General features: G+C 69.9%; 18 protein-coding genes. 13 read left to right on the top strand and 5 right to left on the bottom strand.

Annotated features, from left to right (window positions below; genetic code table 11):
* The first annotated feature begins 40 nt into the window (after positions 1–40).
* The 7 genes from B4V06_RS09770 to B4V06_RS09800 all read left to right on the top strand — a co-directional run bounded on the left by B4V06_RS09770 (position 41) and on the right by B4V06_RS09800 (position 8,451).
* A complete protein-coding gene (locus B4V06_RS09770; RefSeq protein ID WP_123113682.1) occupies positions 41–1,366 on the top strand; it encodes a SipW-dependent-type signal peptide-containing protein in 1,326 nt (441 codons plus the stop codon).
* A gap of 119 nt (positions 1,367–1,485) precedes the next feature.
* Positions 1,486–3,189 (top strand): SipW-dependent-type signal peptide-containing protein, encoded by a 1,704-nt coding sequence (locus tag B4V06_RS09775; RefSeq protein WP_123113683.1) that lies wholly within the window; start codon positions 1,486–1,488, stop codon positions 3,187–3,189.
* A 195-nt stretch (positions 3,190–3,384) separates the two neighbouring features.
* Complete coding sequence (locus B4V06_RS09780) at positions 3,385–4,155, top strand: hypothetical protein (RefSeq protein ID WP_123113684.1); 771 nt, start codon at positions 3,385–3,387, stop codon at positions 4,153–4,155.
* Positions 4,152–5,570, top strand: coding sequence for a DUF7467 domain-containing protein (locus B4V06_RS09785; protein WP_498169502.1), 1,419 nt, complete (start codon positions 4,152–4,154; stop codon positions 5,568–5,570). Before B4V06_RS09780 ends, B4V06_RS09785 begins: the two co-directional genes overlap by 4 nt.
* Positions 5,570–6,703, top strand: coding sequence for a signal peptidase I (locus B4V06_RS09790; protein ID WP_498169505.1), 1,134 nt, complete (start codon positions 5,570–5,572; stop codon positions 6,701–6,703). The genes B4V06_RS09785 and B4V06_RS09790 overlap by 1 nt, the downstream gene beginning before the upstream one ends.
* Positions 6,703–7,425 carry a hypothetical protein gene (locus tag B4V06_RS09795; RefSeq protein ID WP_498169508.1) on the top strand — a complete coding sequence of 241 codons (723 nt, stop codon included), beginning with the start codon at positions 6,703–6,705 and terminating at the stop codon, positions 7,423–7,425. Before B4V06_RS09790 ends, B4V06_RS09795 begins: the two co-directional genes overlap by 1 nt.
* Before the next feature lie 228 nt (positions 7,426–7,653).
* Positions 7,654–8,451 (top strand): ZIP family metal transporter, encoded by a 798-nt coding sequence (locus B4V06_RS09800; RefSeq protein WP_498169511.1) that lies wholly within the window; start codon positions 7,654–7,656, stop codon positions 8,449–8,451.
* A 28-nt stretch (positions 8,452–8,479) separates the two neighbouring features.
* Here the strand turns inward: B4V06_RS09800 and thiD are convergent, their stop codons facing one another.
* On the bottom strand, positions 8,480–9,358 hold the full coding sequence (gene thiD / locus B4V06_RS09805) for a bifunctional hydroxymethylpyrimidine kinase/phosphomethylpyrimidine kinase (protein ID WP_498169513.1): 879 nt from the start codon (positions 9,356–9,358) through the stop codon (positions 8,480–8,482).
* 85 nt (positions 9,359–9,443) lie between these two features.
* Here thiD and B4V06_RS09810 point away from each other — a divergent pair, with 85 nt between their 5' ends.
* The gene (locus tag B4V06_RS09810; protein ID WP_498169515.1) at positions 9,444–10,115 is read left to right on the top strand and encodes a DsbA family oxidoreductase; all 672 of its coding nucleotides are present in this window, start codon (positions 9,444–9,446) and stop codon (positions 10,113–10,115) included.
* Position 10,116: 1 nt separating this feature from the next.
* Here the strand turns inward: B4V06_RS09810 and B4V06_RS09815 are convergent, their stop codons facing one another.
* From B4V06_RS09815 to B4V06_RS09830, 4 genes are all read right to left on the bottom strand, one after another.
* On the bottom strand, positions 10,117–10,956 hold the full coding sequence (locus B4V06_RS09815) for a phosphatase PAP2 family protein (RefSeq protein ID WP_123113691.1): 840 nt from the start codon (positions 10,954–10,956) through the stop codon (positions 10,117–10,119).
* Complete coding sequence (locus tag B4V06_RS09820; protein ID WP_498169517.1) at positions 10,953–12,848, bottom strand: ABC transporter substrate-binding protein; 1,896 nt, start codon at positions 12,846–12,848, stop codon at positions 10,953–10,955. Before B4V06_RS09820 ends, B4V06_RS09815 begins: the two co-directional genes overlap by 4 nt.
* Positions 12,849–12,945: 97 nt before the next feature.
* Entirely contained in the window at positions 12,946–14,139 is a 1,194-nt protein-coding gene (locus B4V06_RS09825) for a hypothetical protein (protein ID WP_498169519.1), read from the bottom strand.
* 85 nt (positions 14,140–14,224) lie between these two features.
* The gene (locus B4V06_RS09830) at positions 14,225–14,527 is read right to left on the bottom strand and encodes a DUF7091 family protein (RefSeq protein WP_498169521.1); all 303 of its coding nucleotides are present in this window, start codon (positions 14,525–14,527) and stop codon (positions 14,225–14,227) included.
* Positions 14,528–15,412: 885 nt separating this feature from the next.
* Between B4V06_RS09830 and B4V06_RS09835 the strand changes: the two genes are divergently transcribed.
* From B4V06_RS09835 to B4V06_RS09855, 5 genes are all read left to right on the top strand, one after another.
* Entirely contained in the window at positions 15,413–16,339 is a 927-nt protein-coding gene (locus B4V06_RS09835; RefSeq protein ID WP_123113694.1) for a replication factor A, read from the top strand.
* 1 nt (position 16,340) lies between these two features.
* On the top strand, positions 16,341–17,015 hold the full coding sequence (locus B4V06_RS09840) for an RPA family protein (RefSeq protein WP_123113695.1): 675 nt from the start codon (positions 16,341–16,343) through the stop codon (positions 17,013–17,015).
* Positions 17,016–17,142: 127 nt separating this feature from the next.
* Positions 17,143–17,565 (top strand): DUF8146 domain-containing protein, encoded by a 423-nt coding sequence (locus tag B4V06_RS09845; RefSeq protein WP_123113696.1) that lies wholly within the window; start codon positions 17,143–17,145, stop codon positions 17,563–17,565.
* A gap of 405 nt (positions 17,566–17,970) precedes the next feature.
* Positions 17,971–19,074 carry a pyruvate dehydrogenase (acetyl-transferring) E1 component subunit alpha gene (gene pdhA / locus B4V06_RS09850; RefSeq protein ID WP_498169525.1) on the top strand — a complete coding sequence of 368 codons (1,104 nt, stop codon included), beginning with the start codon at positions 17,971–17,973 and terminating at the stop codon, positions 19,072–19,074.
* On the top strand, positions 19,075–20,061 hold the full coding sequence (locus B4V06_RS09855; RefSeq protein WP_123113697.1) for an alpha-ketoacid dehydrogenase subunit beta: 987 nt from the start codon (positions 19,075–19,077) through the stop codon (positions 20,059–20,061).
* The last annotated feature ends 14 nt before the right edge of the window (positions 20,062–20,075 follow it).

Consider the following 20,075-nt stretch of genomic DNA (forward strand, 5'->3'; position numbering starts at 1 on the left):
GACCGCCGTCGGGAGTTCCCCCAAACGGGGATGATACATAATGAACGACGACACAATCGGACTATCGCGGCGTAAGATGCTGGTCGGACTCGGTGCGGTCGGCGTGGCCTCCGCGGGCGCGGGCCTCGGGACGACGGCATACTTCAACGACACCGAGACGTTCGTGAACAACGAGCTGACGGCGGGCTCGCTCGACTTGTTCGTCCACGTCGACTACTCTGAGGATCAGGGCAGCTACGCGCAGTACTCCACGGAGCCGGGAACGTACGTCGACGGGAACGTCGTCGGGATCGATGGCCAGGGTTCGACGGGTGAGCCGCTCAGCATCCAGGTCTCCGACCTGAAGCCTGGTGACTCCGGCGAGGGCGAGTTCTGCTTCTCGATCGTCGACAACCCCGCGTACATGTGGATGTGTGGCGAGCTGACCGAGAACGCGGAGAACGGGCAGTCTGAGCCCGAGATGGACGTGGACGACACGCCCGACGAGGGCGAGCTCGCCGACGCGATGCAGGTGACCGTCTCGTACTGCACTGACGTGGAAGGCGAGACCGTCATCGGCGAGGAGATCATCTCCGACTCGCTGGCGAACGTGATGCTCGCGCTCCAAGCCGGCATTCCGCTCTCCGGCGACGGCGACGCGGGCGCGTCGCTCGCCGACCGCCCCGCGTTCGAGGGCGTCACCGAGCCGTTCGTCGATGGAGAACCGAACATCGCCGAACAGTGCGTTTGTTTCGAGTGGGTCGTCCCGACGAGCGTCGAAAACGAGATCCAGACGGACTCGGTCGCCTTCGACTTCGAGTTCTACGCGGTCCAGGCTCGCCACAACGACGGGGCGCACAACCCCTGCGTCGACGAGACTGTCGTCACGGCGTACGACAACGACTGGAAGGGCCAGACCCTGGGTAACCCCACCGACGGGAACGTTTACACCAGCGTCTCGGTCGGCCAGAACCAGACCGTCCTGAGCTTCGCGTTCGCCGACGACGGCGACGGGGTGGACTTCCTCGACATCGCGGACTACTCCAGCACGAATCTCCCCGTGGCGGTCGACGCGGATGCGGACGGCACCCACGACTGGCAGCTCATCTGGCAGCCGAGCGCCGGGTTCCCGGACGCGCCGTTCGGATACCAGCCGAACAACGGCGGGAGCTACGGCGCGACCGAAGCGCTTCCGGCCGGCTTCTCGGCGGCGAAGGTCGGGAACACGATCGTGTTCGGGATCCCGAACAGCGACATCAACTCGACGTTCCGGCTGCTCGGGTACGGCAGCACCGGCGGCGAGGGACCCATCGCGGAGGTCAACGTCGACCCCTCGTTGGGCCCGGACTTCTACAACAGCACGAACGCGATCGAGTTCAGCCCCTGACGCGCTGACGACCCCGCCGCTTCGGGCGGCGTGATCGCTCTCCCATTCCGGACCCGCGCGGGCGGCCGGGACGACGGTTCGACTCCGTCGGTGGGACTTCCCTACGGGGAATTACACTCATGAACGACAAAGACAACATCGACACCATCGGACTCTCGCGGCGGACCGTCCTGGCCGGCCTCGGCGCGGTCGGGCTGGCGTCGGCGGGCGCGGGCTTAGGCACCACGGCGTACTTCAACGACACCGAGTCGTTCGACGGCAACACGCTCACCGCCGGCCAGCTCGACCTCTTGGTCGACTGGCAGCAGACGTACGACTTCGGCGAGGGCCGCCAGTTCGTCAGCGCGCACCCCGACCACGACGGCGACGGCGAGCAGTCCGTCGAGATCGACGGCGACGTGGTCACGTACAGCGACTTCCCGGACGAGGACGACGATGACAGCAACGGCGCGAACCTCCCGGTGCTGACCTGCGACAACATCCCGCCGCTATCGGAGGCGGACTTCGGGACGGATCCGGTCACGGGCGAGGAGATGGACACGCTCGTTCAGCTCACCGACGTGAAGCCCGGCGACTCCGGCGAGATCACCTTCTCGCTGCACCTCTGTGACAACCCCGGCTACATCTGGATGCAGGCGGGCAACGTCAGCGACGACGGCGGCGCAGGCACCGAGCCCGAGCTGCTCGTCGACCCCGATAACCTCGGCGACCTCGGCGACGCCATCCAGGCGACGCTCTGGTACGACGAGGACTGCGACAACGTGTACGACGGCGCGGAGCCGGTCGACATCATGCTGACGCTGGACTTCTCCGGCTCGATGCTGTACGAGCAGTACGGCGGCGTCGTCAACGACGACGACATCACGGTCGGCGGGACCACCCACGGCGAGACGACGAAGATCGACCTCGTCGAGCTCGGCACCCGCCAGTTCGTCAGCTACCTCCAGTCGCAGGGGTCCGACGTTCAGGTCGGCGTCGCGTACTTCGACGGCGAGGGGAGCGGCGACACCGAGCCCCGAACGGGACTCCTCCAGCCGCTGACGAGCGACCTCTCGCTCGTCGACGGCGCGCTCGACGGGCTCCGGAAGAAGCTCGCGAACGTCGTCAGCGGAACGAACAACGACCCCAACATCGACGACAGCAACGCGGACCCGTTCTCGAACGCGAGCGGCATCGCGACGGGCACCTACATCGGCGAGGGGATCAACGACGCGCAGGCCGAGCTCGACGCGAACGGCCGCGGCGGCGTCGAGTACCGGAACATCGTCCTCTCGGACGGGGAGTCGTTCAACGGGACCGGCAGCACCCAGTTCTCCGACCCCGTGGACGCGGCCGACGACGCCCGCGCGGCGTCGCCGAACCCCGCGACCAACGTGTACACGATCAACGTCGACGGCAGCGCGAGCACGCTCCAGGCGATGGCGGGTCCGGCCGGCGGGTCGGGCGGCGACCCGACGTTCTTCAACGACGTCAGCGATCCGCTCAACATCCCCTCGGTGTTCGGGAACCTTGCGGCGCAGACCGGACAGGAGAAGATCATCATGGACGGCTCGCTCGCGGACGTGCTCGACGCGCTCGAGGACGGCGACGGGATTCCGCTCGACGGGAACCGGTCGACGCCGTACGACGAGTTCGACGACGACCCCGCCGACGCAAATCGCGAGCCGTTCGCGGGCGACGGCGTGATGCACTGCGTCGCGCTCGAATGGGAACTGCCGTTCGACGTGGGCAACGAGGTCCAGGGCGACACGCTCGGCTTCGACCTCGGCTTCTACACCGAGCAGGCGCGCCACAACGACGGGGCGGGACCCCAGTCGGCCTGATCCGATCGCGGCCGGGACAAACGACCGCCGTTCGCTTCGATGCGATCTGACCGGTATGCGGCCCGTACCGCACAGGTACGGGCGTCGGTCCGCCCGGGTAGGGCGCGCATACATACCAGCGCAGTCGGCGTACGGGGGTATAGACGAGAGGAAGCGCATCGACGAAACGGCCGTTCGGAGCCGCACACACGCACAATGACACAAAAAGAATCGGGACTCACGCGGCGGGAGGCACTCGCGGGCGTCGGAGCCGTCGGCTTCGCGACCCTCGGAGCCGCCTCCGGACGGCGGACGGGAACGGACAACTGGGACGAGTACTCGGCGTACACGTACGCCCAGACGGACACGCCGTTGAATCTGCTCGTCGGGTGGCGGCGCACGGAGAACGGGACGGTCGTCGATTCGAGCCCGACCGACGCCGAAGACGACGTCGAAGCGGCCGGGATCCGGCTATTCGACGTCGAAAACGCGCTACCGCACGACTACGGAACGGCGAGCGTCGGGCTCCGGCTGGAAGACCCCGAGGACACCGCCCGCGTGTGGCTGAAGATCGATCCGCACCTCGAAACCGCCGACGCGGCGAGCGCCGCCCTCGCGGAGCGCATCAGACTCGACATCCGGCACGATACCGGGATATTCGGAATCGGCAGCTGCGGCGGCGCCGAAAGCGAGTTTGCGGCCGTCGGCGAGCAGATCGACGCCGGAACGCTCGCGGAGATCGACGGGTCAGCGCTCGCGGACGGGGTCGAACTGCGTCCGGGGATTCTCGGCGACGGCTGCCTCGGGCCCGGCGAGCAGCGCTGTCTGACCTTCGAGTGGGAGTTTCTCGGCGATGGCGGCAACGCCGGACAGGGCGGCGCGGTCGACTTCCGCGTGGAGTTCGCCGCGGTCGACTGCGACGACGAGGCGAACCCCTTTGAGGAGAACGTCCTGACGGGCGGCGACGCCGCCGGAGGGAGCGCATGACCCCCGGAAACGACGCGGGACGGCGCCCGAGCCGCCTGAGCCGGCGCCGGCTCCTCGCGAGCATCGGCGGCGTCGGCGCCGTCGGGATGGCGAGCGGCCTCGGGACCGGCGCGTACCTCTCGGACCGCGAGACGTTCCCGGACAACGTCTTCGGCGCCGGCTCCGTCGAGCTGGTCGTGAACGAAACGGTCTCCGACGGGGCCTTCGCGGTCGACGTGTCGGGAATTGGACGCGGCCCGGACAAGAGGGCCTTCGACTCGTTCAATATCGAAGTTCGGACGAACCCCGCCAGGGTCTGGCTCGCGGCGAAGTGTCCCACGGTCAACGACGACCTTTCGGACGCCCTCGAAGTCGACGTCCGCGTGGACGGGAGTTCGATCACGGGCGGGTTCCGCCCGTTCGCCACGGTCGCTGCCGGACTCGTCGACGGCGAACGGATCGACATCGGCTGTCTCGATCCCGAAAGCTCGATCGAGGTCGAGGTCTTCGCGGAGCTCCCCGTCGACGCGCCAGATTCGCTGTCTGGACAAAACAGTTCACTCTCGTTCCGGCTGTACGCCGAGCAGTGCCGCCACGTCTCCGAGGCGGACGCGGCGGGGTCGAACCCCTTCGCCGACCGGGTCTGTGAGGAGCCGGGCGACGACTGCCCCGCGTGCGTCAAGTTCGGCAAGGCGGACGACATCGAGGCGACACTTGCGCCGGGCGACGTCCTTCCGCTGACCGAACTCCCTGAGGGCGTGGCCGCACATGAGATTGAGATCACCGAGGTCGAGACGAAAGACGACGGCGAGGCGGTCGGCGCCGCGTTCGTCCTCCGCGGCCCCGACGGAAACCCCGGACCGGACGTGTGCACCGTCGAGATCAAGGGCGGGCAGGGGACCGAACGCTACGAGATCGACCCGATCTCCGCGGAGACGGGCGAGATCCTGTTCGCCCCCCTGAAGCCCGATGGAGACGATCGGTACGGGATCAGCAACATCGTCGTCTTCGTCTGTTCCGATTCGGGCGACGACCCCGACGAGCCGGACGAGACGGTCGACTGCGTCGTCTGCGACGACGAGAACGCCTCGCTCGCGACGCTCGACATGCGTTACCGCGGCGACGACGAGCCGTCGGTCACCGTCGTCTCGACGAATGGCGGCACCGGCGGGACGCTGTTCACTGGAACGGTCGCTAACGGCGACGTGTTCACCCTCGACGGGAGCGACGTCGAGCGCCAGGGGAAGGGGAAAGGCCCCGACAAGCTCGGCCCGGAGGTCGAGATAACGGTCGACGGCGGGGAGCCGATATCGCTTCACGTGAGCTGCTCGGAGCCGCTCGCGGTCGGCATGCGGTTCGGACCCGACGACGAGTTCGAGATCGACGGCGGCACGACCACGACGGGCGCGCCGATCTGCGGCGCGGAGGACAACTGATGCACAACACACTCACATCACCACGACTCAGGAAGGCGGCGAACGTACTCGGGATCGTCCTGTTGCTAGCGCTCGTCGCGCCGTTCGCGGTGTACGCCGCGCCCGAGATCGTCGGCGCCGACGAGAGCTTCGTGGTACTCACGGCGAGCATGACGCCCGCCATCGCGCCGGGCGACGTGGTGATCGTCGCCGATCGCGACCCGACGACGGTCGTCGACGGCGACGTGATCACGTTCATGCGCGGCACGAGCGAGGTGCCGGTGACCCACCGCGTGATCGACGTCGTCGGCGAGGGCGGGACCCTCGCCTTCGAGACGATGGGCGACGCGAACGAGGGGCCGGACCCGGGGCTCGTCCCCGCCGGGAACCTCGTCGGCGTGGTCGCGCTGACGATCCCGTACATCGGGTACGTGATCCAGTTCGCGGGGACCCAGGCCGGGTTCGTCACGCTGGTGTTGCTCCCGTTCGGGCTGCTCGCGGTCACAGAGGTCTGGTCGATCGTTCGCGGCCGCGAGGAGGTAGACGGGGGCTCGGAGGCGCCGGACGCACCGGCCGACCGAGTCGTCGACGCGGACGCGACCGCGGCGCCCGCCACCGCGGCGTCCGCCGGGACCGACGCGGCAGGCGTCGAGACCGCCGAAACCGACGTGGCGCCCGCAGAGACCGCCGCGACCGGTTCCCCGGGAGTCTCCGTCGACGCGGTCGGCGGGGCGGCGGCGGTGTTGCTGGCGTTCGCGCCGTACACGGCCTACGTCGCGGTCCAGCTCCGCACCGCTGCGGCCATCGCGGTCGCGGTCGCGGCGGCGACGCTGCTGCTCGGCGCGCTCGCGACGTGGGTGCCGGCAAGCGGCGTCCTCGACCGGAACCGACCGAGCGCGGAGGCGGCGGCGGACGACGACACGGCGAACGACCGCGCGGCGAGCGGCGATGCCGCGGACGACGGGGCGGATGACGACTACGTGGCGAATGACGACTACGTGGCGAATGACGACCGCGGAGCGGAGCGCGACGACGGAGCGACTGACCCGGTCGAGCCGTCGGGATCGGTGACAGTGACAGACGGGTCCGGGGAGCTTCAGTCGCCGCCGACCACCCCACCGTCACAGCCGGACCGCGCGGGGGAGGTGGACTGATGGCCGTGAACCGCGGCCTCGTCGGCCTCGTCGCCGTCGCGGTGCTGGTGTGGGCGGTCGCGTTCGGCGGCGGCCTCACGCTCGCCGTGCTCACGTCGAACGCGACCGTGACGACGACGTTCGAAACGGTCGAGGAGTTCGCCCCGATCGAAACGTCGACGGACGGCGATCTCGGGACGTCGACGCTCTCGGTTGGGAACGAGACGAACACGACAGCGCCCGTGGGCAACGCGACGGAGAGATCGGTGAACGCGAACGCGTCGGCTCCCGAGACCGTCTCGGTGCCGCCGGGCAACGCGACCGCCCCGAGCTCCGAGAACGTTTCGGCTCCGGAAAACGAAACTGCGCTGCCCGAGAACGGAACCGAACCGGCGCCCGAGAACGTCACGGCTCCGGATACCGAGCCCGCGCCGCCCGAGAACGTCACGGCTCCGGATACCGAGCCCGCGCCGTCCGAGAACGAATCGGCACCGGACGAGGAGCCCGCGCCGGACGGGGAGCCGAAGACGAACGATGAGCCCGCGCCGGACGAGGAGCCGAAGACGAACGATGAGCCCGCGCCGGACGAGGGGCCCGCGCCGGACGAGGAGCCGAAGACGAACGATGAGCCCGCGCCGACGGGAGACGAAACGACGTTCGACGGGAACGTTCCGGATCCTGCGGAGAAGGGGTCTGAAACGACCAGTTCGGACGCCGCGGCGTCCGCCCCGACCGGGGTGTGAGCGTGAGCTCGCCGACCCGGCTGCGGGAATCCGCACCGAAACGCGGCGGTGGGGCGTGCGCTCGCCGGCCTCCGCCCGGGACGAAGCTCGGGGTGCTGCTGTTGCTCCTCGCGCTGTTCCTGATCCTGCTGCTCGCCGGTCTCGTTCGCAGTATCGGATGACCGCTCCCGGACTCCGGGTTTCGTCGGCGGGATTATGTACCGGACTGACGAAGTTTCTTGCAAACGTATGGTCGCACTCGACGCGTTCGCGTTCGTCTTCGTCGCCGGGCTGATCACGGCCCTCGCGACCGGGATCGGCGCGCTGCCGTTCTTCTTCTTCGACTCGATCAGCGACCGCGGGAACGTGGCGCTGTGGGGGTTCTCCTCGGGGATCATGCTCTCCGCGTCGCTGTTCGGGCTCGTTCGGGAGGGGCTCGCGGAGGGGACGCCGGTCGAGATCGGGATCGGCCTGGCCGCGGGCGTCGTCCTGGTCGTCGTCGCGCACGACGTGCTGCTGGACGCCGATATCGACCCGCGGGAGTACGAGGAGGCGGACTTCAAGAAGCTCGTGTTGATCCTCGGCGTGCTGACCGTCCACAGCTTCCCCGAGGGGGTCGCCGTCGGCGTCTCGTTCGCGGACCTCGGGCTGGCGGGCGGCACCTCGCTGTTCGGGTTCACCGTCCCGCTGCTCGCGGTGTTCATGACGGTCGCGATCTCGATCCACAACGTCCCCGAGGGGACCGCGATCTCGATCCCGCTGCGGGCGATGGGCGTCTCGAAGTGGAAGATGGTCTGGTGGTCGGTGTTCTCCAGCCTCCCGCAGCCGATCGGTGCGGTCCTCGCCTTCGCGTTCGTCCGGTACGCCCGGGAGTTCCTCCCGTACGGCTTCGGGTTCGCCGCCGGCGCGATGATCTACCTCGTCGCCACCGAGTTCATCCCCGAGGCGCTCGAGACCGGCGCGGCGCTCCCCCGCGGCGGGAAGCCCGTGCTCGCGGGCGGGATCGCGCTCGGCGTCGTGCTCATGGTCCCTCTCGCGTTCCTCTGATCGAGGCCGCGGCCCGTCTCTGATCGCCTCAGCGGTCGCCGCCGAACGCCGTCGGGTTCACCGCGCCCGGCCCCTCGCCGACGTCGTAGCCGCGACGGATCGCGGACTCCATCTCGTCCACCGCGCGTGCGACGGCCTCGCGCAGGGGGTCGCCGCGCGCCAGCCGGGCCGCGATCGCGCTCGACAGCGCGCAGCCGGAGCCGTGCGTCGCGTCGGTCGCTACGCGCGGATTCTCGAAGCGAACGACGGTCGGGTCGTCGCAGTCGCCGAGTTCGTCGCCGCTCCCGTCCGCGCCGCCGCTCCCCTTCGCGTCGCCGACCACGAGCGTGTCGACGACCGTCTCGCCGCCCTCGTCGAGGTGGCCGCCTTTTATAAGAGCGGCCTCGGCGCCGCGGGCGACGAGCTCCCGGCCGGCCGCCTCGGCGTCCGCCGGCGTCTCGACCGGCTCGCCGACTAGCACCGCCGCCTCGTCGGCGTTGGGAGTGACGAGCGTCGCCTCCTCGATCAGCCCCTCGTAGGCGTCCTCGGCGGCGGGCGAGAGCAGCCGGTCGCCGGTCGCGGCGACCATCACCGGGTCGACGACGACCGGGGCCGAGAGACGGGCGAGCAGGTCGGCCGCGGTCTCGACGATCGGCGCCGTGGCCAGCATCCCCGTCTTGACCGCGCCGACGTCGAAGTCCTCGACCACGGCCTCGTACTGGCTCGCCACGTGGTCGGCCGGGACGGCGTGGACGTCCTCGACGCCGCGCGTGTTCTGCGCCGTCGTGGCCGTCACGACCGCGGTCCCGAAGACGCCGTGGGCCGTCATCGCCTTCAGGTCGGCCTGGACCCCCGCGCCGCCGCCGGCGTCGCTGCCGGCGATCGTCAGCGCGACCGGCGGGGAAACGGGGTCGCGAGCGTGTGTCATACTTGAGTGGTACCACTTAGTAATATTAAATCGTGGCGATCGCCGCCGCCGAACGCCCTTTGCCGCTCGCCGCCGAACGGGAGGTATGTCGAACACGCACTCCGACGACGCGGCCGACGGCGACTCGGCCGGCGACGCGACCGAGTCGATCACCGTCTACTCCGACTACGTCTGCCCGTTCTGCTACCTCGGCCGGCGGTCGCTCGCCGAGTACCAGGAGACGCGCGACGAGCCGCTCGCGGTCGACTGGCACCCGTTCGACCTCCGGGCCGGCAAGCGGAACCCGGACGGCACGATCGACCACGAGGTCGACGACGGGAAGGGCGACGACTACTACGCGCAGGCCCGCGAGAACGTCCGTCGCCTGCAGGAGCAGTACGGCGTCGACATGGCCCAGGAGATCGCGACCGAGGTCGACTCGCTGCCCGCCCAGCTCGTCTCCGTGCACGTGAAGGAGACCGCCCCCGAGGCGTGGCCCGCCTTCGACGACGCGGTGTTCGCGGCGCTGTGGCAGGAGGGCCGCGACATCGGCGACCGCGAGGTGCTCGCCGACATCGCGAGCGACGTCGAGGGGCTCGGCGCCGATGTCGTCGACGCCGCACTCGACGACGAGGACCTCCGCGAACGCGTGACGGAGCTGTTCGACGCGGCGCGACAGCGAGGGATCACCGGCGTGCCGACGTTCGCGTTCGACGGCCACGCCGCCCGCGGCGCGGTCCCGCCGGAGCAGCTCGAACGGCTCGTCGAGGGCGCCTGAGCTAGGCGGCGGTGCCGTCGACGTCGACGTCGCGGTCGGTCTCCCCCTCCTCGTCGACGAACCGATACGAGAGGTAGACAGACCCCAGCGCGAGCGCGATCCCGCCGATCACGTCGGTGAGCCAGTGGATCCCGAGGTACATCGTCGCGAGTACCACCGACGTCGAGAGCCACAGCGCGACCGGCGTCCACCGCGGGTACTCCCCGCGCGTCAGCACCGCGAACGTCGCGACCGTCACCGACAGCGACGTGTGGAGCGACGGGAAGACGTTCGCGGCCTCGTTCACCTCGCTCGTCAGCGCCATGAAGTCGGGGTTGTACGTGAACAGCAGCGACGTCACCATGTCGGGCATGAGGTTCCGCGGACCGTGCGCGTACACGACCGTGTAGACCACGAGTCCGATCGAGTAGTTGAGCCCGTACGCGACGATCAGCCGCTTCAGCGTCGTCGTGTCCGGCAGCGCGAGGTAGGCGACGAACGGGAACACCAGCAGGAACACGTACCCGTACACGTATATCCCGGAGAAGTACACCGTCAGCTCCGGGGTAACGAACGTCGCCTGCACCCACGCGACGAAGTTGCCCTCGATAGCGTAGATCAGCCCCGTCAGGCGCAGCCCGAACAGCTCCGAGACGGTCTGGAGCGCGCTCCGACCGACCGCGCTCGCGAGCAGTACCGCGCCCAGCGCGACGAGCGGTCGCCGGACGCTCCACAGCCGCGGCGCGAGTTCGGTCCGAAGGCGGGCGAGCCGGTGCGGACCGACGATCGCCGCCCCCGCCACGAGCAGCGCTCCCCCGACCCACAGCACGAGCGAGCCGACGACCGACAGAAGCGGGCTCATCCCCCCCGAGAGAGCAGGTGCCCCGCGTCGTTGAAGCGATACCCCGCCTCCCGGAGCAAGTCCTTCGCGCGCCCGATGTCGAGCGTTCCCCCCTCTCCGACGAACGGGTACACCGGGTCCGTCTCCCGGTCGTCCCACCGCAGGTCGTCCGGCACCCACTCGGGCGAGGCCGCCAGCGGCGACGTCGCCGGCTCGGCGTACCCGCTGAACGCCTCGCGAACGAGCGTCTGCTTGTCTATCAGCGACGCGAGGACGGCCCGGAAGCGCGGGTTCGACAGGGGCGCCCGCCGCGCGTTGTACCCGACGTGGTAGAACCCGCCCGAGCGCCCGGTCACGAGCCGCGAGTCGGCCTCCCTCCCGACCCGGGGGACCGCGTCCGGGCCGAGGGTCGAAACGGTCGCGTCCGCGATCCCGTCGCTGACCGCCTCCACCGCGGCGATGTCCGAGGGCGACACCTCGATCCGCAGCCGATCGAAGGCCGGCTTCCCGCGGAACCGCTCCGGGATCCCCGCCGCGGGGTCGCTCTCTCCGTCCGCGGTCTCCCCGTCCGTCGCGTCCGCGCGGACGAGGAAGTGGTCCGGGTTGCGCTCGAAGACGACCGACTCCTCAGCCGTCGCCTCGACGAACCGTATCGGCCCGCTGCCGACCGGGTTCTCGTTGGTCGACACCACCGCCTCGGTCGTCTCCACGTCGAACTCGAAGCCGGCGATGGTCGCGGCGTCGGTCCGCTCGGACCAGACGTGTTCCGGGAGGATCGGGACCTGCAGCGCCCGGACCGCGACCGCGTCGTTCACGTCGCCGATCTCGAGCTCGACCCGTCCCTCGTCGACGACCGTCGCCGACTCGACGACCGAGCTCCGGCCGCGGAACCGCGGCGTCGGCACCGCCGCCTCGAGCGAGCCCATCGAGGTGTCGCGGAGGAACTCGTAGGTGAACGCCACGTCGCCCGCGGTCACCGGCTCGCCGTCGTGCCACCGGGCGTCCCGGAGGTCGAGCGCGAGCGTCCCCTCGTCGACCCGTTCCCACCCCGCCGCGAGCCACGGGACGACCTCGCCGCCGTCCACCAGCGCGAGCTGGTCGTACAGCAGCGTCGTGAACGTCCCCTCGCGTCTGTACTCGGCCGCGATCGGGTTCCAGTTCTCCGTGATCTGATCGTCCGTCGTGACGAGCCGGAGGGTGGCGCCGCCGTCGGCGGTCTCCCCGTCGGCCGTGGCGTTCTCGCCGCTCCCCGCGTCGCCCTCCGTCGTTCCGTTCGTCGTCCCCGCCTCGTCGCTCGTCCCCGCGTGCTCGAGGCCCAGCAGCGCGCCGACCGACAGGGGCTGTCGGTTCGTCCACCCCTCGAACCGCTCCTCGCGGACCGCGGTGAGCGGGTCGGGGAACGCGACGACGGTGAACGGCTGGAGCTCGCACAGCGAGCGCTGGAGCTCGGCCACGACCTCCGGCCGCTCTCCTTCCGCCCGCCGCTGGCGTTCGAGCTGCTCGTCCACGCCGTTGACGTCGGTGAAGCCGAACGGATTCTGCCGGCCCGCCTCGGCGACGAACCGCGAGTGGGTGAACGCGTACATCGCGTCGGGATCGAACGGCTCCGGCTCCAGGAACTGTCCGACGTATATATCGAAGTCCTGGTTGATGAGCACCTTCCGCCAGAGGTCGGTCCGGTTCAGGGTGTTGATCCGGGCGTCGATCCCCACCGCGTTCAGATTCTCGGCGAGGTGTCGGGCGATCCGGATCGCGTTCGGGTCCCTGTCGGCCGGCGCGGCGACGATCCGCAGCGTGAGCTGCGACGACCGGTCGCGGCCCGCGATGTTGCGGGTCCGACCGAGACAGCCGGCGCTCAGGGCCCCCAGACCGATCCCCGCGAGCGCCTCGCGCCGGCTGACCTGCCCGTTCATTCGTCCCTTCCTCTTTCGGCGCCGGCGTATATCTCTTCTGTGGTGCCGTCGGCCGGGATCGATCGACCGCTCCGGGAGCCTCGGCCGCGCTCCGGCCTCAGATCACGTCCGCGAGCGGGAGCGCCAGTCCGATCGCCCACGCGAGGGCCCCCGCGGCAAGCACGGGGCGGTCGGCCGCCGCGCGCCCGATGGCGACCACGCCGAGCGCCGCGAGCAGCGCGATCCGGTGCACGATGAGGTCGGGGGGCACCGCGACGCCGAGCGCGGCGAAGTCGACCACGAACCCCGCTCCGAGCCCGACGGCGACGCCGAGGGCGGCCGCCGCTGGGTCGCACTCGCGCGACCGCGCGACGACGAGGGCCGGGAGGCCGACGGCGAGGACGAGGTACAGCGGGCCGGCGATCGCCTTCGGCGGGAGGCTCGGGTACGCGAGCTCCAGCCCGACCCCGGCGGCACGGACGCCGACGACGACGGCGGCGAGCGCGGCCCCGAGCACCGCGGCGTCAGCGTGTCTCGCCGCCTCCCGGCGGCTCCGTCGCGCGAGGTCGACGGCGGCCGCCCGCGTTCGGCGCCGGAGCAGCGCGCCGGCGACGGTGACGAGCGACGCCAGCCGGATCACCGATATCCAGCCGTCGCTCCAGCCGCCCTCGATCCCGCGGTACTCGCGGCGGACTTCGGCGTCGACCCCGCCGCGGATGAACTCGTCCTCCAGCCGGACCGCCGGCTCGTCGATCCCGGGTACCGTGTGGCGGAGCCGGAACCAGTCGTAGTACTCCTCGTGGGCCTGTATCGCGGTGTATGCCCCGTCGGGGGACTCGTACGCCCGGAGGTGGTCGCGCACGCCGAGGTACGCCCCGTCGTGGAGCTCGAACGTCTCCGTCAGCCAGACGCCGCCGGTGGGCCCCTCCACGTAGGTGTACCGCGTCGAGCTGCGTGCGTCGTCCCAGTCGCGCTCGACGAACGCCCGCACCTGTTCCGTGTCGGCGGTCGTCGCCGACTCCGTCTCGTCGGTCTCCTCCCAGTCGGCCGCCGCGCCGCTCTCGATCGCCGCGCGCGTCGCCGCCGCGTCGGCGTGGAACACGACGTTGATCGCGAGCGTCCGCCCCTCGACCGACGTGCTCCGGCTCGTATACGGCCACAGTCGGTAGTCGCCCTCGACCGCGATGAGCGACTCCTCGGGGACCGTCGACGCCGCCGGCTCCTCCGCGGGCGGCCCGGAGAAGGCGCCGGAAAGCGCCAGTCCGACCGCGACGACGACGAGGAGCGCGACCACGACCCTTGGCCGCTTCATGACCGTCCCGAGGGAGCCAGTATCAAAACGCCTTCGGGTGGTCGGCGGGGCCGCGCTCCGGTCGGCGCGTCGGCCGAGCCCCGGCTCACCAGGTCTCGACGTACCCGTCGCGCACGTCCTCCGCGCAGCCCTCGCAGTCCGGGTGGCCGGCGTCGAAACACGACGGGCGCCCCCCGGCGTCGACGGCGACCGCCCGCCGCTCTGCGTGCCGCCGGCAGACGATCCGCGCTCGGCCGTCCTCGTCGGTCGGGAGGTCGTACCGCTCCGCCCCGCCGGCGTCGCCGTCGGGATCGCCCTTCCCCTCGGCGTACGCCCGCTTCGCCTCCTCGAACTGCTTGCCCGCCTCGCGGAGCTTCCGGCGGATGACGCGTTCGAGTCGGTCGTCCATGGGGGTCGTACCGGCGCGCGGAATATAGGTCCGTTGGCGAGACGAGGCCGCTGGGTGCCTAGTTGGTGGGCCCGGTGTGGGAGGTGTATCTATCGTTGCCGTCGCGGTGGACCTCTCGGAAGCTCCAGTCGATCGCTTATAAATGGCTGACTCTGAATCGGCGGTGAAGATATCCGAAGCCCCAGCCGTTCGGCGATATGTGATCGATGACTTCGCGGTGAAGGCATTCAAAGCCCCAGTCGCGAGGACGGCGCACGCTCGCTGCGCGCTTCGGTCGTTCGCTTCGCTCACTCCCTGCGGTGTCGCCGGCGGCAAAGCCGCCGGCTGCCCGTGGCGCTACGCGCCACGCTGCTTACGTCGTCATCAGAACGCAAAGCGTTCTGATTGGCTCACGAGAGCTTTGCTCTCGTGAACGCCTGCGCCGTCCTCGCGACTGCCCCTTTGAGTCCCGCCCGCACCGCAACCGCACCTCACGCCTCCCCAGCCTCGTCGCTGGCGCCGAGGGCGCCAGCGACTCCCTCGCGGGCGGTTCGCGCCCGTCGGGCGCTCACCGGCGCGCCACCGCGCTCTATTTATAACTGAACGTTGCGTCCGGTCGAGCCGTTTTAAATAGGCACCGTCGTGGCCGTCTGCGACGTCTTCTTCGCGGAAGTTCCCATCGGCGCGTGGGGACGCTTCGCGTGGTACGGTTCCACTTGAAACGAAGCCCGCGCGTGGCGTACGAGCGTCTGACGCGGCCGGCCGTCGAACCCCGGAACCGCCGGAAGAGGCCGGTCAGCGCGTCGGAGACGACCACTTTCACCGTGGTTGCGGGATTTTTAATACCGTGAGGAACCAACCGGCGTACGCCTCCCATTGAAACACGACCGGAGGCGGAGACACCCCATGAGCGAACTGCGACAGGAAGCGGAAGCGATAGCGGAACAGTTCTCGGACCACCTCAACGTGGACGCCGACGAGGTCGAGGAGCGGCTGGAGAACCTCGTCAACGAGTACCGCGTCCCGGTCGACGAGGCGCGCCGGAGCGTCACTAACAGCTACCTCGAAGACGCCGGGATGGAGCGCGACGAGCTCGGCCGCGGCGGCAGCGAGTCCGTCTTGGTCAACGAGATCGACGAGGACGAACAGTGGGTCGACCTGCGCGTGACGCTGGTCGACCTCTGGGAGCCCCGTAGCGACTCGATCTCGCAGGTCGGACTCTTAGGCGACGAGTCGGGCACGATCAAGTTCGTCGCCTTCGAGACCTCCGATCTCCCCGAGCTGACGGAGGGACAGGCGTACGAGCTCTCGAACGTCGTCACCGACGAGTACGAGGGCAGCTACTCGGTGAAGCTCAACCGGACCACCGGTATCACCGAGATCGACGAGGAGATCGAGGTCGGCGACAACGCCGACACCGTCGAGGGCGCCCTCGTGGACATCCAGTCCGGCTCCGGGCTGATCAAGCGCTGTCCCGAGGACGACTGCACGCGCGTCCTCCAGAACGGCCGGTGCTCCGAGCACGGCCAGGTCGAGGGCGAGTTCGACCTCCGGATCAAGGGCGTCCTCGACGACGGCGAGACCGTCACCGAGGTCATCTTCGACCGCGAGGCCACCGAAGAGCTCACCGGGATGGGCTTGGAGGAGGCCAAGGACATGGCGATGGACGCGCTCGACACCACCGTCGTCGCCGAGGAGATGGCCGACGACGTACTCGGGCGGTACTACCGCGTCACCGGTCCCACGTTCGGCCGGTACGTCCTGGTCGACGAGATGGAGGACCCGGGCGCCGTCGACGTCGAAAGCGCGCTGATCGAAGCGAGGTCGATCTAACATGAGTCAATCCGCACCCACCCGAGAGGTCGCCCGGCGCGTGTTCGCGAGCGAGTTCAACGACGCCGGCTACACGTTCACCGAGTCCGACGACGAGCGCGCCCCCGTCTACGCGCTGTTGCCGACGGGCGAGTCCTCGAACCGCGTGTTCTTCGTCGGCACCCTCACCGAGAAGGAGGACGTCGGCGAGGACAGCGAGTACTGGCGCGGCCGCATCGTCGACCCGACGGGCACGTTCTTCGTGTACGCCGGCCAGTACCAGCCCGAGGCCGCCTCCAAGCTCCGCGACCTGGAGCCGCCCGCCTACGTCGCAGTCGTGGGGAAGCCCCGGACGTACGAGACCGACGACGGCACCGTCCGGGTCTCCGTCCGCCCCGAGTCGATCACCGAGGTCGACGCCGCCACCCGCGACCGCTGGGTCGCCGAGACGGCCCGCCGCACCGTCGAGCGCGTCGCCGCGTTCGACGACGAGGGCAACGAGTACGCGCGGATGGCCCGCGAGGAGTACGACCTCGACCCCGAGACGTACAAGGCCGCCGCGCTGTCGGCGCTGGAGGACCTCGACGACGGCGCCGGCGACGAGCTCGCCGGCGACGCCGCGGACGAGGGCCTCGGGGACGGAGACGTTCCCGACGACGCCGACGCGACGGGTCCGGCCGGGACGCCGGACCCCTGAGCGGCGCCGAGGCCGACCCGCTCCGTGGAGAGATCGGGCGTCTCACGCCCGAAAAAGTCGGTATTTCCCCGTTCCCTGCCACCGTCTGACAAACGCTTAAGTGGATCGCGAGAGGGATCTTCCGGTAATGGGCAACAAGAACAAGACGATCTCGTTCCGCGTCAACGAGGACGCGTTCGAGGCGCTCCGAGACATCGCCGAGGAGCGGGACATCTCGCTGTCGGCGGTGTTCCGAGACTACGTGGACACGCTCGTTGCCCACGACGGACAGGTCCGCGCCGTCCCGGAGGCGGAGCTCCAGAGCGAGACCGAGACCGGCGAGGTGTTCCCCCCGCGCGTCGAGGTCCCCAAGAGCTTCGTCCGCGAGCACGAGCGGCTGGAGCTGGAAGCCGACCACCTCCGCGAGCAGCTGGACGAGTACAAGCGGTACGTCAACCACCTCCGCGAACAGCTGGACGACGACGACGAGGACGTGATCCACTTGGAGGACCTCGACGGCGAGCGCGATGACCGCGACGAGCGCGACGAACCCTCCTTCCGACTCGGATAGCCGAGGGGCCGGCGGCCGCACGCTTCGTGCCGCTCGCCCGCACGCTTCGTGCCGCTCGCCCGCACGCTTCGTGCCGCTCGCCCGCACGCTTCGTGCCGCTCGCCCGCACGCTTCGTGCCACTCGACTCCCCCGAGTTGCGACCCCATCCGGCCGCGACTCCGACTCCCGTCGCGGTTCCGACCCGCTGCGAAACTCTCCTGTTTGTTCGTTATATTAGCGGAAACCGCCGAGGCGCCGAAAATATTGCCGGCCTCGGAGCGAGTTGTACAAAAACGTCCGATTCCCTCGCAATCTGATGGACAGTTTCTCAGGCCACACACCGATTTCTGATTATAATAAATTATTTACGAAAACAATATTACCCGGGCGGCGAACCGTTTGGACATGAACAGGTGGGTCCGACCGTGAGCGTATTCGACAGAGCGTACGACGATCCGGTCCGCGTGCTCGACGAGGACGGCGAAGTCGTCGGCGACGTCCCCGACCTCGACGACGAGGCGCTCGTCGACATGTACCGACACATGCGGCTCGCCCGGCACTTCGACGGCCGGGCGGTGAGCCTCCAGCGACAGGGGCGGATGGGAACGTACCCGCCGCTGTCGGGGCAGGAGGGCGCGCAGATCGGCTCCGCGACGGCGCTCGCCGAGGACGACTGGATGGTCCCCTCCTACCGCGAGCACGGTGCCGCCCTGGTCCGCGGGCTCCCGCTGAAACAGACCCTCCTCTACTGGATGGGCCACGAGGCCGGCAACAAGGCGCCCGAGGGCGTCAACGTCTTCCCGGTCGCCGTCCCCATCGCCTCGCAGGTCCCCCACGCCACGGGCGCGTCGTGGGCCGCGAAGCTCCGCGACACCGACGAGGTGTTCCTCTGTTACTTCGGCGACGGCGCGACCAGCGAGGGCGACTTCCACGAGGGGGTCAACTTCGCCGGCGTCTTCGACACGCCGACCGTCTTCTTCTGTAACAACAACCAGTGGGCGATCTCCGTGCCTCGCGAGCGGCAGACCCGGAGCGCGACGCTGGCCCAGAAGGCCGAGGCGTACGGGATAGACGGGGTGCAGGTCGACGGGATGGACCCGCTCGCGGTGTACAGCGTCACGCGGGACGCCGTGGAGAAGGCGCGCGGGCCGGAGACGGACCGGCCCCGCCCGACGCTGATCGAGGCGATCCAGTACCGGTTCGGCGCGCACACGACCGCCGACGACCCCACCGTCTACCGCGACGACGAGGAGGTCGAGCGCTGGAAGGCGAAGGACCCGATCCCGCGGCTGGAGGCGTACCTCCGCTCGGAGGCGATCCTCGACGACGAGCGCGTCGCGGAGATCGAGACCGCGGTCGAGGAGCGCGTCGCCGACGCGATCGACGCGGCGGAGGCGGCGGCGCGGCCGGAGCCGAGCGAGCTGTTCGAGCACGCGTACGCTGAGCTCCCGCCCGAACTGGCGCGGCAGCAGGAGGAGTTCGCGGCCTTCCGCGAGGCGCACGGCGACGAGGCGTTCCTGGAGGAGTAAATGAGCGACACACAGAACCTCACCGTCGTACAGGCGGTGCGTGACGGGTTGTACAGCGAGATGCGCGAAGACGACGACGTCCTCGTGTTGGGCCAAGACGTCGGGAAGAACGGCGGCGTCTTCCGGGCGACCGAGGGGCTCTTCGACGAGTTCGGCGGCGACCGCGTCGTTGACACCCCGCTGGCGGAGTCGGGCATCGTCGGCGCCGCGGTCGGCATGGCCGCGATGGGGCTGCGGCCGGTCCCGGAGATCCAGTTCTCCGGGTTCATGTACCCCGGCTTCGACCAGATCGTCTCCCACATGGCGCGGTTCCGCGCCCGGAGCCGGGGCCGGTTCACCCTCCCGATGACGCTGCGAGCCCCCTACGGCGGGGGGATCCGCGCGCCGGAGCACCACTCCGAGTCGAAGGAGGCCTTCTACGCACACGAGGCCGGCCTGAAGGTCGCCATCCCCTCGATGCCGTACGACGCGAAGGGGTTACTCGCGGCGTCGATCCGCGACCCCGACCCGGTGATCTTCCTCGAACCGAAGCTCATCTACCGCGCGTTCCGCGAGGAGGTGCCCGAGGAGCCGTACACCGTCCCGCTCGGCGAGGCGGCCACCCGCCGCGAGGGCGACGACGTGGCGGTGTTCACCTACGGCGCCATGACGCGCCCGACGCTGGAGGCCGCCGAGAGCCTCGCCGAGGAGGGGATCGAGTGCGAGGTCGTCGACCTCCGCACCGTCTCCCCGCTGGACCGCGAGGCGATCGTCGACGCCTTCGAGCGCACCGGCCGCGCGGTCGTCGTCCACGAGGCGCCCAAAACCGGCGGGCTCGCCGGGGAGATCACGGCGATCATCCAAGAGGAGGCGCTGTTGTACCAGGAGGCGCCCGTCAAGCGCGTCACCGGCTTCGACGTGCCCTACCCGCTGTACGCGCTGGAGGACTACTACCTCCCGACCGCGGCGCGCATCGAGGAGGGAATCTTGGAGGCGGTCGAGTTTTAAGATGGCTCCCGCGG

It is taken from the genome of Halorubrum sp. B53, assembly GCF_059752395.1.

Bases quoted from the DNA above. Each gene is read 5' to 3' on its own strand.
- B4V06_RS09835 (WP_123113694.1), top strand. From the start codon at position 15,413: ATGAGCGAACTGCGACAGGAAGCGGAAGCGATAGCGGAACAGTTCTCG.
- B4V06_RS09775 (WP_123113683.1), top strand. From the start codon at position 1,486: ATGAACGACAAAGACAACATCGACACCATCGGACTCTCGCGGCGGACC.
- B4V06_RS09855 (WP_123113697.1), top strand. From the start codon at position 19,075: ATGAGCGACACACAGAACCTCACCGTCGTACAGGCGGTGCGTGACGGG.
- B4V06_RS09820 (WP_498169517.1), bottom strand. From the start codon at position 12,848: ATGAACGGGCAGGTCAGCCGGCGCGAGGCGCTCGCGGGGATCGGTCTG.
- B4V06_RS09810 (WP_498169515.1), top strand. From the start codon at position 9,444: ATGTCGAACACGCACTCCGACGACGCGGCCGACGGCGACTCGGCCGGC.
- thiD (WP_498169513.1), bottom strand. From the start codon at position 9,358: ATGACACACGCTCGCGACCCCGTTTCCCCGCCGGTCGCGCTGACGATC.
- B4V06_RS09840 (WP_123113695.1), top strand. From the start codon at position 16,341: ATGAGTCAATCCGCACCCACCCGAGAGGTCGCCCGGCGCGTGTTCGCG.
- B4V06_RS09815 (WP_123113691.1), bottom strand. From the start codon at position 10,956: ATGAGCCCGCTTCTGTCGGTCGTCGGCTCGCTCGTGCTGTGGGTCGGG.
- B4V06_RS09780 (WP_123113684.1), top strand. From the start codon at position 3,385: ATGACACAAAAAGAATCGGGACTCACGCGGCGGGAGGCACTCGCGGGC.
- B4V06_RS09770 (WP_123113682.1), top strand. From the start codon at position 41: ATGAACGACGACACAATCGGACTATCGCGGCGTAAGATGCTGGTCGGA.
- B4V06_RS09785 (WP_498169502.1), top strand. From the start codon at position 4,152: ATGACCCCCGGAAACGACGCGGGACGGCGCCCGAGCCGCCTGAGCCGG.
- B4V06_RS09790 (WP_498169505.1), top strand. From the start codon at position 5,570: ATGCACAACACACTCACATCACCACGACTCAGGAAGGCGGCGAACGTA.
- B4V06_RS09845 (WP_123113696.1), top strand. From the start codon at position 17,143: ATGGGCAACAAGAACAAGACGATCTCGTTCCGCGTCAACGAGGACGCG.
- B4V06_RS09795 (WP_498169508.1), top strand. From the start codon at position 6,703: ATGGCCGTGAACCGCGGCCTCGTCGGCCTCGTCGCCGTCGCGGTGCTG.
- B4V06_RS09830 (WP_498169521.1), bottom strand. From the start codon at position 14,527: ATGGACGACCGACTCGAACGCGTCATCCGCCGGAAGCTCCGCGAGGCG.
- B4V06_RS09800 (WP_498169511.1), top strand. From the start codon at position 7,654: ATGGTCGCACTCGACGCGTTCGCGTTCGTCTTCGTCGCCGGGCTGATC.
- B4V06_RS09825 (WP_498169519.1), bottom strand. From the start codon at position 14,139: ATGAAGCGGCCAAGGGTCGTGGTCGCGCTCCTCGTCGTCGTCGCGGTC.